The following is a 13,799-nucleotide window of genomic DNA, read 5'->3' as shown; positions in this document are numbered from 1 at the left end:
GGCGATCCCCTGTGACGTCAGCGGTTCAGGTAGGCGGCCAAGCCACCGAGCTCCTCGCTCGCGACGAAGACCGAACGCACGTGGATGAGGACCTCTTCCACGTGCACGGCGCAGCCCCAGGCCGAGTCGCCCCACGAGTCGGCGACCTTGATCTCGGCGGGCAGGGCGCACCCGCTGCTGCCGCCCAGCTGGCAGAGCTCGGGATGCGGTGCCTTGGCCTGCACGGCCGCGGCGGCGCGCATCTGAGCGGTCAGCTCCGCGGCCGCTTCCGCCCGCTGCTCGGCCTCGGCGCGCAGTTCCCGTTCCGCGCGCACCGCCTCCGCCAGCGCCGCGCGGGCGGACTCGGCCTGCGTCTCGGCGGCCTGCCGCGCCACCTCGTTGTGGTGGCGCTCGATGGCCAGCGCCGCAGTGCCGGCGAAGACCCGGATGAGGGCGAAGTCTGTCTCCTGCGGGACGCGCGCGGTCCGGTGGTACATCGCGAAGGTGCCCAGCAGGCCGCCGTCGCGGGCGAGGATCGGCGTCGACCAGCAGGAGCCCAGTCCCGCCTGTTCCGCCAAAGCGCGGAAGTCGTCCCAGAACGGGTCGGTGGCGATGTCGGTGACGATGACCGGTTCACGCCGGTGGGCGGCCGTTCCGCAGGAGCCGACGCCCTCACCGGTGGCGATGCCGTCGATGGCCTCGTTGTAGAAGTCCGGCAGGCTGGGCGCGGCACCGTGCCGCAGGTGCAGGCCGTCGGGCTCGGCGAGCAGGACGGACACGAACAGCTCCTCCGGCGCCAGCTCCTCGATGCACCGGGCCATCCCGTCGAGCACCTCGGTCAGCGGTGCCTGACGGGCGATCTGCTCCAGCAGCGCGCGGTGCTCGGCCATCAACCGCTGGGCATGCTTGACCTGGGTGGTCTCCACGCCGATCACGCGCACTCCGAGCACGTCACCGCCGGGGTCGCGGCGCGGCTCGCACGTGAGGTCGAAGAACGCCTCGCGCGCGTCCGGGCCGCTGCCCCGCACGACCCGCACGTCACGACGGTCGCGTGGTTCGCCCGTCCGGTACACCTCGTCCAGCAGGTCGGACAGACTCGCGCCGTCCTCGCCGAAGGTGGCGAGGAAGGCCGGGTCGGCCGTCTCCACCGCGTGCGCCGCGCCCGTGAACGTCGCGAACACCGCGGTGGACCGCCCGAACAGAGCGCGCAGATCTCCGTCGGTGCCCGCCGCGTCCGCGGTCTGCTCCTGCATGCCGAACGCCCTCATGGCCGCCCTCTCGCCATGCGCCACAGGCTCACTGCTTGACCTCGGACGCGATCTTCTCCACTCGGACCATCACGATCATCGAAGATCGTACGCACCACCGGATCGCGTCTCAGGAGGCAGCCGTGTCCCGGGGGTCGGCGCGGTCGGCGTTGTCGATGTCGAGCATCCCCAGCAACGATCCCACCTGCCCCGTCCGGAACGCCTGGCGCTGGCGGTCGGCACCCGTTCCCGGGCCGTCCAGCAGCCGCAGACCCCGTTGCACCGCAGGCAGATCACCGTTGGCCTCGAACACCGGCGCCAACCGGGTCACCAGGTCGTCCAGCTGGCTGCGCAGCGGCCTCGGCTCACCGGAGAGCACGTCCAGCGTGCTGCCGCGCAGGCCTTCGTTGGCCGCGCCCCAGCAGGCCTGCCGCAACGTCTCCTGGGGAACCGGCTCCGCCTCCACACCGCGATCCACGTCGACGACCGCCTGGGCGACCAGAGCCCGGACGAGCGCCGCCAGCAGCACCGCCTCGTCCACGGTCGCCGCGACGTCCGAGACCCGCACCTCGACGGTCGGCAGCTCGGTGGCGGGCCGCACGTCCCAGTAGATCATCGCCCGGTCGAGCGCGGTGCCCGCCTTGATCATCGTGTCGCAGACTTCCTCGTAGTGCTGCCACGACGTGAAGACCGGCGGCGGCCCGGACACGGGCCAGCGCGACCACACCGTCGAACGCCAGCTCGCGAAACCGGTGTCCTCGCCACCGGAGAACGGCGAGTTCGCGGTCACCGCGGCGAGCACGGGCAGCCACGGGCGCACGTGGTTGCACACCTGGACCGCGGTCTCGCGGTCGGGCACGGCCACGTGGACGTGACAGCCGCAGATGAGCTGTTGTTCAGCCAGGGCACCGAACTCGCGCGCGATCCTCCGGTACCGCAGGCTGTCCGTCACCTCGCCGGTCGCGTCGCCCAGCGGCGGCGCCCCGACGGCGATGGCCCGGCACCCCGCCGTGCGCGCGGCCTGCGCGACCGAACGACGGGCCTCGATCAGCTCACGCCGGGCCTGCTCCACGTCGCGGCACACCGTCGTGTTGATCTCGACCTGGGCGCCGGTGAGCTCGCGCTCCAGTTCGAGGCCGAGCTCCTCGCGCGCCACCGCGACGACCTCGTCCGCCCGGTTCACCGGGACCCCCGTCTCCGGGTCCACGAGGAGGAACTCCTCCTCCACACCGACCGTGGGACACCACATGTCCTTTGATGGCGGTCTCGCCACGTCACACCGTCCTGCTGATAGGGGACCGGCGAATACCCTTTCGTGTCACGAGGAAAACGTGGGCGCCGGCGGTCGGCCGACAAGATCAGACCGATGGGCCGTCTGGCCGCACAGACCGCGCGAGCAATCGGGCGAGGCGCATTTTCCGCTCGGATATTTCGGTTGCGGCGTCTCCCTTCGCCGTCGAGACTGACCGGCCGATGCCCAGGCCTGCGAAAAAGGGTGGTTCATGTTCGACGTCGTCATCGCCGGATGCGGGCCGACCGGTGCGATGCTGGCCGCCGAACTCCGGCTCCACGACGTCCGGGTGCTCGTCCTGGAGAAGGAGCCGGAGCCCGCTTCGTCGTTCGTGCGGATAGTGAGTCTGCACATTCGCAGCCTCGAGGTCCTGGCGATGCGGGGGTTGCTGGACCGCTTTCTGGAACGCGGCAGGCAGCGCCCGGTCGGAGGCTCCTTCGCCGGCATCCCGAAACCCACGCCGGAAGGCCTCGACTCCGATTGCACGTCGCTGCTCGGGATCCCGCAGCCGGTCGTCGAAGGTCTGCTCCGCGATCACGCGATCGCACTGGGCGCGCAGGTCCGGCCCGGTCGCGCGGTGACGGGGATCGAGCAGGACGACGAGGGCGTGACGGTCGAGGTGGCCGGCGGGGAGACGCTGCGGACGCGTTATCTGGTCGGCTGCGACGGCGCGCGCAGCACCGTGCGCAAACTCCTCGGCGTCGGATTCCCCGGCGAACCCTCCCGCAACGACACGCTGATGGGTGAGATGGCGGCGGACGCGCCACAAGAGGAGATCGCCGCGAAGGTCGCCGAAATCCGCGAGAAGGACAAGGCGTTCAGCTTCAGCCCTTTCGGCGAAGGAATCTATCGGGTCGTGATCTCGGCCGAGAGAGCCGGCGAAAACCGCGCGGAACCCCCCACCATCGACGATTTCGCGCACCGGCTGCGGACGATCGCCGGAACTGATTTCGGCGTGCACTCCCCCCGCTGGTTGTCCCGTTTCGGCGACGCCACCCGGCTGGCCGAGCGCTATCGGACCGGACGGGTGCTGCTCGCCGGCGACGCCGCGCACATCCACCCGCCCGCCGGCGGCCAGGGCCTGAACCTCGGCATCCAGGACGCGGTCAACCTCGGCTGGAAGCTCGCCGCGCAGGTCCGCGGCTGGGCACCCGGCATGTTGCTGGACACCTACCACGCCGAACGCCATCCGGTCGCCGCGGACGTCCTCGACAACACCCGCGCCCAGGTGGCGCTGGCGTCCGACGAGCCGGGCGCACGGGCCGTGCGCAGGCTGCTCACCGAACTGATGGACATCAACGAGGTGAACCGGCGGCTGATCGAGAAGATCACCGCGATCGGCGTCCGCTACGACTTCGGGCCCGGACCCGACCTGCTCGGCCGCCGCCTGCGCGACACCACCCTGGCGGAAGGCCACCTCTACGACCACCTGCGCGGGGGCCGTGGCCTGGTGCTCGACCGGACCGGAAGCCTGACCGCCGACGGCTGGCCGGACCGGGTCACCCTCGTCGCGGACGCCACCGCCGCGCTGGACGTCCCGGCACTGCTGCTGCGTCCCGACGGCCACGTGGCCTGGGTCGGCGAGCACCAGCAGGACCTCGACCACCACCTCACGCGCTGGTTCGGCGAACCCGTCGCCGGCGTGTAGACGTCGGTCACCGCGGCAACCGCTTTCCGCCTTGTGACCCGCGCACACCGACGCGGTGTCCACAGTGGTCACCGAGCCGTCCCGGCACGTTCGGCGTGAACTTCGTCTCCCCGCGGCGGCGAAGTGGAGGCAGTCGATCTCGGCCCGGACGGCGAACAGGCCGTCCGGGCAGCTCACCGCCCCACATTGATCGGCAGCAGCCGGTGTGGGCGGTGAAGCGACGGGGTACTGACACAACGCCGAACACGCGCGCGTGTTCGCACGGAGGACGCCCTCGGGCGGTCCGGCCGAGGCCGGCGCGGGAAGTTGAGACCTTGCAGCAACCCGTCGCCGGCCCCGGTTCCGGACCGGCGGTCGCGGGCTCCCGTGTCACCGGTGGCCGTACGATGCACTGGACGCGCGTCGAGCAGCCGGCGGCGGGACTCCAGCAGCCGATGAAGGGGCGCCGCGGCATGGCCGACCACGTGCAGACGGGATCGATGAGATCGGTCGACGACCATCGCCCGGACCCGGTGTCACGCCTGGACGAGGCGGCGGAGGCGTTGGCCGGGCTGCGGGACGCGTTCACCGGCGAGGAGTCGCTCGACGACGCGTTGCAGAGGGTCGCGGAGACCGCGGCCAGGGCCGTGCCCGACGCCGACGCGGTGACCGCGTCCGTGGTGACGGCGGACCAGCCGCACACCGCGGCGGCCACGGACCGGCGCCTGGTCGTGCTCGACACCGAGCAGTACGAGTCCGGCCGCGGGCCCTGCCTGGAGGCCGCGCTCGAGCTGAAGCCCGTGCGGGCGGTGATCGGTGAGCACAGCGAGCTGTGGCCGGAGTTCGAGGCCGCCGCCAAAGAGGCCGGTGTCCGCGCGTACCTGTCGGTCCCGGTCGTCCTGCCCGCCTCGGACGACTCCGAGGCGCGGCACATCGGGACGCTCAACATCTACAGCTACACCGCGGCGGCCTTCGACCCGTTCGACGAAGGGCTCATGCGGCTGTTCACGGCGGCCGCGTCCGCGACGATCACCAGCGCCCAGCGGTGGCGGCACTCGCAGGACCGGGTCAGGCAGCTGGAGCAGGCGCTGGAGTCGCGGGCCGTGATCGAGCAGGCCAAGGGCGTGCTGATGGCGGTGCACACCTGCGACGCGGACGAGGCGTTCAGGATGCTCGTGGACAAGTCGCAGCGCGCGAACATCAAGCTGCGCGACGTCGCGGCGACGTTGCTCGAGTCGGCCAGCCGTCCCGCGAAGGACGGTTGATCCGCGGGACTCCTGGGGTGGCTCCGTCGTTCATGACCGGCCGAGGCGGGCGAGTCTGATGCCCGCCCAGATCAGCAGGGCGAGCACGGCCACCAGCAGGTACTCGATCAACGGGATGCGCACGACCTCGTCGATCCTGCCGAGGCCGCGCCAGTAGTAGACCGCGAGCGCGCCGACCACGAACGTGCCGCCGATCCACCACCGTGCCGTCGTGCTGAGCCCGACGCCGTGCATCTGGGTGAGCACGAAGATCGCCACGAAGCCGAAGAAGAACATCGGCCACATGCCGTTGGGGCCGGAGTTCATCACGGCGACCAGCGTGCCGTGCACGGCCACGAGCAGTTCGAGGGTCAGCGTCCACCAGCGGTTGGTGTGGGATGTCGTGAACATCAGACTGCTCTGCACCAGCAGCAGGAACATGTAGAAGAACCCGATGAGGTGCCCGCTGCTCGACTCCATCGGGTGGTACCAGAACGTGTAGATCGCGGCCCAGCTGAACAGGTACCCGTGGTAGCGGCGCGCGAACGCGACGACCTGGGCGGAGATCGGCGCGGACCAGGTCAGCACCAGGCCCCGGCGGCGGTTCTCCATCAGCAGGACGACCACCAGCAGCAGGACGACCGAGCCCTGCGAGCTGAAGATCGAGACGTCCTGGGCGAGACCGTCGTAGAACAGCTGGGTCTGCAGGGCGTGCAGGCCGATGAACGCGGCGTTCGCGGCGAGGGCGACGACGTTCACGCGGTGCAGGCCCGTGGTGTAGCGCCGGATCCGGGTCTGCGCGTAGTAGATCAGGCCCCACGAGACGAGTTGGTGCGCCGCGTAGCCCACCCAGGCGGACGCCCTGGTCCAGAAGGTCGGATCCGGCAGCTTCCAGTAGTACCAGGACGCTCCCTGGTCGGGCAGCAGCGCGACACCGTGCAGCCGCTGGCCCAGCAGCCACACCAGGCCGGTGAGCAGGGCACTTGCCACCACTCCCCACACGAGGACACCGCGGCCGGGCCGCCGCAATTCGTTCAGCATGCTGAGCATTATGCATTGCCCGGCGTGATACGTTCAGCGCGCTGAGCAAATCAGGAGGGGATCGCGGTGGCCCGATATCTGTTGCGCGTCAACGGTGAACGGCGCGAGGTCGACGTCGACGGGGACACTCCCCTGCTGTGGGTGTTGCGCGACGAGCTGGGGCTGACGGGCGTCAAGTACGGGTGCGGTGTCGGCCTGTGCGGCGCCTGCACGTCCCATGTGGACGGTGCGGCGGCGCGGCCCTGCGTGCGCACGGCGGCCGACAGCGCGCAGACCCGGATCACGACGATCGAGGGGCTGTCCCGCGACGGCGACCACCCGGTGCAGAGGGCGTGGCGGGAGCTCGACGTGGCGCAGTGCGGCTACTGCCAGCCGGGCCAGGTCATGGCCGCGGCGGCGCTGCTCGCCCGTGATCCCGACCCCGACGACGCGGCGATCGAGGAGGCCCTGCGCGACAACGTGTGCCGCTGCGGCAGCTATCCCCGCATCCGCGACGCCGTGCGCCGCGCGAGCCGGATCATGCGGGAGGAACGATGATCAGCAGGCGGACTTTGTTGCGCGGCGCGGGAATCGGCGCGCTGGTCGTCGCGGTGCCGGTCCCGGCGCTCGCCGCGGAAGGGCTCGTGCCGAACGTCTTCGTGCGGCTGGACGACGCGGGCCGGATCACCGCCACCGTGCCCCGTCCGGACACCGGCCAGGGCGTGCGGACCGTGGTCGCGCTGATGGTCGCCGAGGAACTGGCGGTCGAGGCCGGCGACGTCGCGCTGGAGCAGGCGCACGGTGACACCGAACGCTTCGGCTCGCAGGCCGTCGCGAACTCGACCTCGGTGCGGCAGCTCGCCACACCGATCCGCACGGCCGCCGCGACCGCGCGCTGCCTGCTCGTCACCGCGGCCGCGCGGCGCTGGCGCGTACCGGTCGCCGAGTGCGTCGCGAAGGACGGCGCGGTGTGCCATCCGCGTCGCGGGAAGCTCCCCTACCGGGCGCTGGTCCGGGCCGCGGCCGCGCTCGATCCCGCCACCGTGCCCGTCGAGCTCACGCCACCGGAGAAGTGGCGGCTGCTGGGCAAGACCCGAGGCGGACGCGTGGACGCCCGCGACGTCGTGACCGGCCGCACCGGGTACGGCATCGACGCCCGGCCACCCGGAGGCCTGGTCGCCGTGGTCGCCCGCCCGCCGTGGATCGGCGCGGTCCCCGACACGGTCGACGACACCGCGACCCGCGCCCTGCCGGGCGTGCTCGACGTCCTGACGCTCACGGCGCCGGCCGAAGGACAGGGCGGCGTCGCGGTCATCGCCCGGTCGACCCACCAGGCGTTGCGGGGCCGCGACGCGCTGCGGATCACCTGGCGCGGCGGCACGCCCACCGCCGACAGCCGCGCGTGGCTCGCGGACCTGCGCAGCGCGTTGCCCGCGCAGAGCCCGATCGACGGCGTTCAGCAGATCTACTCCATGCCGTTGCTCGCGCACGCGCCGATGGAGCCGATGAACGCCACCGCCCACGTCCGTCCGGATGGCCTGACCATCTGGGCTCCCACGCAGGATCCCGGTGGTCTGCGCACCCAGCTGGCCCGCCAGCTCGGCGTGCCCGCCACGTCCGTGCGGGTGGAGACGACGGCGTCGGGCGGAGCGTTCGGCCGGCGCATCGAACCCGACCCGGTGCTGGAGGCGGTGGCCTGCTCACGGCGGGCGGGCGCGCCGGTCCAGGTGCTGTGGACCAGGGCCGACGACATGCGCAACGACTCCTACCGGCCGATGTCCGTGCACAGGCTGTCCGCGGAGATCGGTTCCGATGGTGTGCCCATCCGCAGGGCCCACGAGGTCGTCACCTGGCCGTTGACCGTCCTGCCGTTCTTCGCCAACCCCGCCCTGATCAAGGCCAGCGGCGACCACTTCCCCTACACCGTGCCCGGCGACGTCTCCGTCATCGTGCGGCCCGCACCGCTGCGCACCGGGTTCTGGCGGTCCGTCTACGCGGGCCAGTTCGTCTACGCCGAGGAGAACTTCCTCAGCGAGATCGGCAGGAGGTCCGGCCTCGACCAGGTCGCGCTGCGCCGTTCGCTGCTGCCCGCCGGCTCTCGCCTGCACAAGGTGCTCGACACCGTCGCCGAGCAGGCCCGCTGGACCAGGCCGCCCGCCCCCGGCACCTCGCGCGGCGTGGCGTGCCTGGAGGACTACGGCTCCGCGATCGCGGTGATCGCCGTCGCCGAGCCGGAGTCACGCCGGGTGCTGCGCGTGCACGCGGCCGTCGACGTCGGCGTGGCGCTGCACCCGTCCGGCGTCCGCGCCCAGGTGGAGGGCTGCGTGATCGACGCGCTGTCCACAGTGCTCGGTGCGCAGATCACCGTCCGGGAGGGCGGGGTGGCGGAGTCGTCGTTCGGCGACTACCGGTGGGCGCGGATCGGCCAGACACCGGACATCGACGTCACCATCGTGCCGTCGAACGCCCCGCTCGGCGGCCTGGGCGAGCTCGCCTACCCGCCCGCGGCCGCCGCCATCGCGTCGGCGATCGCGGGCGACACGCCCGTGACCAGCATGCCGTTCGGGACCGCCGTGGGGTGATCGCGCGGGTCTGGGATGATGGAGCCGTGGCCGAGGGAGACGAGCTGGCGGTGGCCGACCGCCCGGACCAGGTGGGCGCGGACGTCGCCTCCTGGCCCACCGGCAGGCTCCTGTCCGTGGCGGCGCGCGTCGTCGAGAAGCGCTTCGAGGACTTCCTGGCGACCCGCGGCCTCACCCACGCCGGCATGATCACCCTGCACCACCTCGCCGACGGCCCGCGCTCGCAACGCGAACTGGCCCTGCTCTGCCGAGTCACCGACCAGACCATGAGCCGCACGATCGAGCACCTCGACCGAGGCGGCCACGTCGTGCGCAGCCAGGACACCAAGGACCGCCGCCGGACGTCGGTGAAGATCACCCCGGCGGGCCGCCGCGCCCTGGCCGCCGCCCGCCGCGAGGAACGCGAGTCCGACACGCTGCTCGGCGCCGTCGACGACTACGAGCACTTCCGGCACCAGCTGATCGCGCTCATCGCGGCGGCGACGTCCACAGAGGACCCGCGCCCGCAGTAGCGCCTCCGGTGGGGTTGGCGGCGTCCGCGAGCACCGCCTGCTCACCGTCGCGGGCACTCCCCTGCCGCCACCACGCCGGTGGTGGTCGACTGACCACCGCCCTCAGCAGGGAGGCCGCTAGTGCTGACGAGATCTCCGCGCACCAACCGCTCACCATCACCGGGCACTTCGCTGCCGTCACCACATCGCTGGTGGCCGACGACAGGTCGGCCGTACCGCAGACGCCTCTCGCCACCGGAGGTCCCGACAGAGACTCCAGGCAGACGCTCAACACGTCCCGCAGGAACTTGGACCGCCATCCGCAGCAGGGACACCGACAGCACCGACGACATCCACGAGCACCAACCGCTCACCATCACCACGCACTTCCCTGCCACCACATCACGAGTGGCCGACGGCAGGTCGGCCGTACCGCAGACGCCTCTCGCCACCGGAGGTCCCGACAGAGACTCCAGGCAGACGCTCAACACGTCCCGCAGGAACTTGGACCGCCACCCGCGGCAGGGACACCGACAGCACCGACGACATCCACGAGCACCAACCGCTCACCATCACCACGCACTTCCCTGCCACCACATCACGAGTGGTCGACGGCAGGTCGGTCACATCTGCAGACACTCCCGACCACCGGCAAGCCCCGAAGGTCAGGACAACCTCTCCGGACGGGTGTTCAACACGTCCCGCAGAAACCTGACCACCACCCGCAGCAGGAACACCGGTAGCGGCGACGACATCCACAAGTACGACCGGCTCACCACCACCGGACGCTTCCCCACCACCACCGCATCGCGGGTGGCCGACGACAGTTCGGTGACACCCGCACACGCCCTCGCCACCAGCGGTTCCGACAAGACCTCCGGGCGCACGCTCAGCGCGCCCCGCAGGAATCCCTGACCACCAGCTGGGCCGGGAGCACCACGGGCTCCTCCCGCCCACCCCCGGTGATCATCGCCATGATCGCCTTCGCGGCCGCCACCCCGAACCCCGGTTTGTCCTGCGCCACCGTCGTCAGCGCCGGGTCGACCACCGAGGCGATCTCGATGTCGTCGAACCCGACCAGCGCCAGGTCCTTCGGCACCCGCAGCCCGGCCGCGCGGGCGGCGAGCAGTGCACCGACCGCCATCTCGTCGCTGGCCGCGAACACCGCGGTGGGGGGCTCGTCCAGCGCCAGGAGTCGTTGCATGGCAGCGGTTCCGCTGGTGCGGTAGAAGTCGCCGGCGACGACGTAGTCGGCGCGGGGCTCGACGCCCGCGTTCCGCAGGGCGTCGCGGTAGCCGGACAGGCGGACCTCGGACGGCTGGTTGCCGGGCGGACCGGTGATCGTGGCGATCCGCGTGTGGCCGAGTCCGAGCAGGTGGGTGACGGCCTCCTGGGCGCCGCCGAAGTTGTCGGACGTGACGTAGGTGGCCCGGGGTCCCTCGACTGCCACGTCGAGCGCGACGCACGGGAAACCGGACTGGGCGAAGGCTCCGAACGCCTCGGCGTCGGAGCCGCTGTCGATGAGGACGAGGCCGCCGAGGTGGTGGCGGCGGGTCATGTTCACGTAGCCGACGGGGTCCGCGAGCGATGCACCGACCTCGCGGGCGTCGCCGCTCGTCGCGAGCATCAGCAGGTGGTAGCCGTGGGCGCTCAGGGCGGACTTCAGGCCTATCAGCAGGTCCTGAAGGTACGGGTGCCGCCAGCCGGGCCTGCGGTGGTCGGTGTCCCAGACCAGTCCGATCATCGTCGACTGCTTCGTCGACAACGCCCGCGCGGACTCGTTGGGCCGGTAGTCCAGCTCTTTCGCGACTCGCAGCACGCGTTCACGCGTGTCCTCGTTCACCGTTTCCGGTTGGTTGAAGACGCGCGACACCGTCGCCACGGACACGCCGCAGAGCTGGGCGATCTCTCGCCCGGTCGCCATGGGACCTCCCGTTCCACCGTAAGCGGTTACATGGACCCTAGGAGCAGCACTTCTCCTAGTCAAACGCTCGCACCAGTTGATCTGTTTATCGTTTCGTTACTTGACTGGAGGCGCGTAACACCGCTGTCATAGGCGCCACACAAATCTTCCCGCCAGAACCACTTCCTTGGTTCAGCGCGCTCAAAAATCGACGGAGGCCAGGAAAATGCGCCCCAAAGCACTCGTACTCGGCTGCGCCGCCCTGGCGACAGCCGTGGTGCTCAGCGGTTGCGGCAGTGACACCGCGTCCGGTGGCAAGACCAAGCTGACCATCGGGCTGTTCGGCAACTTCGGGTATGCCGAGCTGCTCAAGGAGTACGCCGCGGCGCACCCGGACGTCGAGATCTCCGACCGCACCGCGTCGTACTCCGACCACCACAAGAACCTCGCCGCCCACCTCGCCACCAGCAGCGGCGCCGCGGACATCGAGGCGGTCGACACCGGCTACATCAACCAGTTCAAGGCCACGCCGGACAAGTTCGTCGACCTCAACACCAAGGGCGGCGACCAGCTGAAGGACCGCTGGCTCCCGTGGAAGTGGGAGGGCTCGCTCAGCAAGGACGGCAAGCAGATCGGCTACGGCACCGACGTCGGCGGCCTGGCCATCTGCTACCGCCGCGACCTGCTGCAGGCCGCCGGGCTGCCGGCCGACCGCGAGCAGGTCGCCGCGCTCTGGCCGACCTGGCAGGACTTCATGGCCGCCGGCAAGAAGTTCCAGGAGAAGGCGCCCGAGGGCGTGAAGTGGTTCGACGGCGGCCCGACCGTGCTCAACGCGATCGTCGGCCAGGCGTCCGTCGGCTACTACGACAAGTCCGACAAGATCGTCGTCGGTGAGAACAAGGAGATCAAGGCCGGCTGGGACCTCGTCGTCGACGGCGTGCAGTCCGGTCTGTCCTCGAAGCTGCTCTACTCCACGCCCGTCTGGAACACCGGCTTCAAGCAGGGCCAGTTCGCGACCGTGACGTGCCCCGCCTGGCAGATGGCGAAGATCAAGGACCAGGCCGGTCCGGAGGCCGCGGGCAAGTGGGACGTCACGTCCGTGCCGGGCGGTGGCGGCAACTGGGGCGGCTCGTACCTGACCGTTCCGAAGTCGGGCAAGAACGTCGACAAGGCCGTGGAGCTGGCGGCGTGGCTGACCGCGCCCGAGCAGCAGGCCAAGGTGTTCAAGAGCGCCGGGCTGCTGCCGTCGATCCCGAAGCTGTACGAGGACCCGTCGATCGTCGACTACAAGAACCCGTACTTCAACGACGCCCCCATCGGCAAGCTGTTCACCGACGCGGCGAAGAAGCTGAACCCGCAGTACCAGGGTCCGAAGGCAGGCGACATCCAGACCGCGATCGGCAACGCGATGCAGCGCGTCGAGCAGGGCAAGCAGAACGGCGAGGACTCGTGGCGCCAGTTCGTCGGCGACGTCCAGAAGTAACGCGCTGACATGATCCTGATGGACAAGACGGCCAGAAGGCACCGCTGGGACACGAAGTTCGCGCCGTACGGGTACGTGGCGCCGTACTTCCTGATCTTCGGTGTCTTCGGGCTGTTCCCCCTCCTCTACACCATCTGGGTCTCGCTGCAGGACCGCAACCTGCTCGAGTCCGACGCGGCCACCTTCGTGTGGTTCGCCAACTACGCCAAGCTGATGGCGGACCCGTACTTCTGGAACGCCATGGGCAACACGCTCAGCCTGTGGCTGCTCACCACGGTCCCGCAGATCCTGTTCGCGCTGTTCATCGCGCAGCTGCTCAACCGCAAGGTCCGCACCCGCACGCTGTTCCGGATGGGCGTGATCCTGCCGAACATCACCTCGGTGGCGGCGGTGACGATCATCTTCGCGCAGCTGTTCGGCCGGGACTTCGGCCTGGTCAACTGGGTGCTCGACCTGTTCGGCGCCGGGCAGATCGACTGGCAGGCGGGCACGGCCAGCTCGCACATCGCGATCGCCGTGATGGTGGTGTGGCGCTGGACCGGCTACCACGCGCTGATCTTCCTGGCGTCGATGCAGGCGATCCCGTCGACGCTGTACGAGGCGGCCACCCTGGACGGCGCGAGCGGCCGTCAGCAGTTCTGGCGCATCACGGTTCCGCTGCTGCGGCCGCAGATCATCTTCACGACGATCATCGCGACCACCGGCAACATGCGGCTGCTCGCCGAGCCGCTGCTGTTCAACCCCGGCGCCGCGGCCGCGACGGGCGGCTCCGACCGGCAGTTCCAGACCGCCGCGCTGTACCTCTACGAGCAGGGCTTCACGAAGTACGACTTCGGCTACAGCTCGTCGATCGCGGTCGTGCTGGCCATCACCACCGTCGTCGTCGCCGGTCTCGGCTACCTGGTGACCAAACGGATCCGGACGGAGTGACC

12 protein-coding genes are annotated in these 13,799 nt (G+C 70.6%); 8 read left to right on the top strand and 4 right to left on the bottom strand.

All coding sequences use genetic code 11. The features are described from left to right. Positions 1-17: 17 nt before the first annotated feature. Together ORI60_RS42835 and ORI60_RS42830 are read right to left on the bottom strand one after the other, a co-directional pair. A complete protein-coding gene (locus ORI60_RS42835) occupies positions 18-1,271 on the bottom strand; it encodes a GAF domain-containing protein (protein ID WP_266043729.1) in 1,254 nt (417 codons plus the stop codon). An 85-nt stretch (positions 1,272-1,356) separates the two neighbouring features. After that, positions 1,357-2,475 (bottom strand): carboxylate-amine ligase, encoded by a 1,119-nt coding sequence (locus ORI60_RS42830; protein ID WP_266043728.1) that lies wholly within the window; start codon positions 2,473-2,475, stop codon positions 1,357-1,359. Positions 2,476-2,728: 253 nt separating this feature from the next. On the opposite strand from ORI60_RS42830, the gene ORI60_RS42825 reads away from it, so the two are divergent. Both ORI60_RS42825 and ORI60_RS42820 read left to right on the top strand, forming a co-directional pair. Further along, positions 2,729-4,165 carry an FAD-dependent monooxygenase gene (locus ORI60_RS42825; protein WP_266043727.1) on the top strand — a complete coding sequence of 479 codons (1,437 nt, stop codon included), beginning with the start codon at positions 2,729-2,731 and terminating at the stop codon, positions 4,163-4,165. A 314-nt stretch (positions 4,166-4,479) separates the two neighbouring features. Beyond that, a complete protein-coding gene (locus ORI60_RS42820) occupies positions 4,480-5,409 on the top strand; it encodes an ANTAR domain-containing protein (protein ID WP_266043726.1) in 930 nt (309 codons plus the stop codon). A gap of 30 nt (positions 5,410-5,439) precedes the next feature. On the opposite strand, the gene ORI60_RS42815 is transcribed toward ORI60_RS42820, so the two are convergent. After that, complete coding sequence (locus ORI60_RS42815; RefSeq protein WP_266043725.1) at positions 5,440-6,429, bottom strand: hypothetical protein; 990 nt, start codon at positions 6,427-6,429, stop codon at positions 5,440-5,442. 66 nt (positions 6,430-6,495) lie between these two features. On the opposite strand from ORI60_RS42815, the gene ORI60_RS42810 reads away from it, so the two are divergent. From ORI60_RS42810 to ORI60_RS42795, 4 genes are all read left to right on the top strand, one after another. Further along, positions 6,496-6,966: a (2Fe-2S)-binding protein gene (locus ORI60_RS42810; protein ID WP_258949683.1), complete on the top strand. Its 471-nt coding sequence runs from the start codon at positions 6,496-6,498 to the stop codon at positions 6,964-6,966. Continuing rightward, entirely contained in the window at positions 6,963-8,990 is a 2,028-nt protein-coding gene (locus ORI60_RS42805; protein WP_266043724.1) for a xanthine dehydrogenase family protein molybdopterin-binding subunit, read from the top strand. Before ORI60_RS42810 ends, ORI60_RS42805 begins: the two co-directional genes overlap by 4 nt. Before the next feature lie 26 nt (positions 8,991-9,016). Beyond that, the gene (locus tag ORI60_RS42800; protein ID WP_266043723.1) at positions 9,017-9,502 is read left to right on the top strand and encodes a MarR family winged helix-turn-helix transcriptional regulator; all 486 of its coding nucleotides are present in this window, start codon (positions 9,017-9,019) and stop codon (positions 9,500-9,502) included. A 666-nt stretch (positions 9,503-10,168) separates the two neighbouring features. Then, entirely contained in the window at positions 10,169-10,396 is a 228-nt protein-coding gene (locus ORI60_RS42795; RefSeq protein WP_266043722.1) for a hypothetical protein, read from the top strand. On the opposite strand, the gene ORI60_RS42790 is transcribed toward ORI60_RS42795, so the two are convergent. Beyond that, a complete protein-coding gene (locus ORI60_RS42790) occupies positions 10,371-11,405 on the bottom strand; it encodes a LacI family DNA-binding transcriptional regulator (RefSeq protein WP_266043721.1) in 1,035 nt (344 codons plus the stop codon). The genes ORI60_RS42795 and ORI60_RS42790 overlap by 26 nt on opposite strands. A gap of 205 nt (positions 11,406-11,610) precedes the next feature. Here ORI60_RS42790 and ORI60_RS42785 point away from each other — a divergent pair, with 205 nt between their 5' ends. Both ORI60_RS42785 and ORI60_RS42780 read left to right on the top strand, forming a co-directional pair. Next, positions 11,611-12,867, top strand: coding sequence for an extracellular solute-binding protein (locus ORI60_RS42785; RefSeq protein WP_266043720.1), 1,257 nt, complete (start codon positions 11,611-11,613; stop codon positions 12,865-12,867). 9 nt (positions 12,868-12,876) lie between these two features. Then, positions 12,877-13,797 (top strand): carbohydrate ABC transporter permease, encoded by a 921-nt coding sequence (locus ORI60_RS42780; protein WP_266043719.1) that lies wholly within the window; start codon positions 12,877-12,879, stop codon positions 13,795-13,797. Positions 13,798-13,799 lie beyond the last annotated feature (2 nt).

This window comes from Lentzea sp. NEAU-D7, assembly GCF_026242055.1.
GTDB lineage: Bacteria > Actinomycetota > Actinomycetes > Mycobacteriales > Pseudonocardiaceae > Lentzea.
This window is presented reverse-complemented; position numbering and strand designations above follow the sequence as displayed.

Bases quoted from the DNA above. Each gene is read 5' to 3' on its own strand.
- ORI60_RS42825 (WP_266043727.1), top strand. From the start codon at position 2,729: ATGTTCGACGTCGTCATCGCCGGATGCGGGCCGACCGGTGCGATGCTG.
- ORI60_RS42785 (WP_266043720.1), top strand. From the start codon at position 11,611: ATGCGCCCCAAAGCACTCGTACTCGGCTGCGCCGCCCTGGCGACAGCC.
- ORI60_RS42790 (WP_266043721.1), bottom strand. From the start codon at position 11,405: ATGGCGACCGGGCGAGAGATCGCCCAGCTCTGCGGCGTGTCCGTGGCG.
- ORI60_RS42815 (WP_266043725.1), bottom strand. From the start codon at position 6,429: ATGCTGAACGAATTGCGGCGGCCCGGCCGCGGTGTCCTCGTGTGGGGA.
- ORI60_RS42830 (WP_266043728.1), bottom strand. From the start codon at position 2,475: ATGTGGTGTCCCACGGTCGGTGTGGAGGAGGAGTTCCTCCTCGTGGAC.
- ORI60_RS42780 (WP_266043719.1), top strand. From the start codon at position 12,877: ATGATCCTGATGGACAAGACGGCCAGAAGGCACCGCTGGGACACGAAG.
- ORI60_RS42805 (WP_266043724.1), top strand. From the start codon at position 6,963: ATGATCAGCAGGCGGACTTTGTTGCGCGGCGCGGGAATCGGCGCGCTG.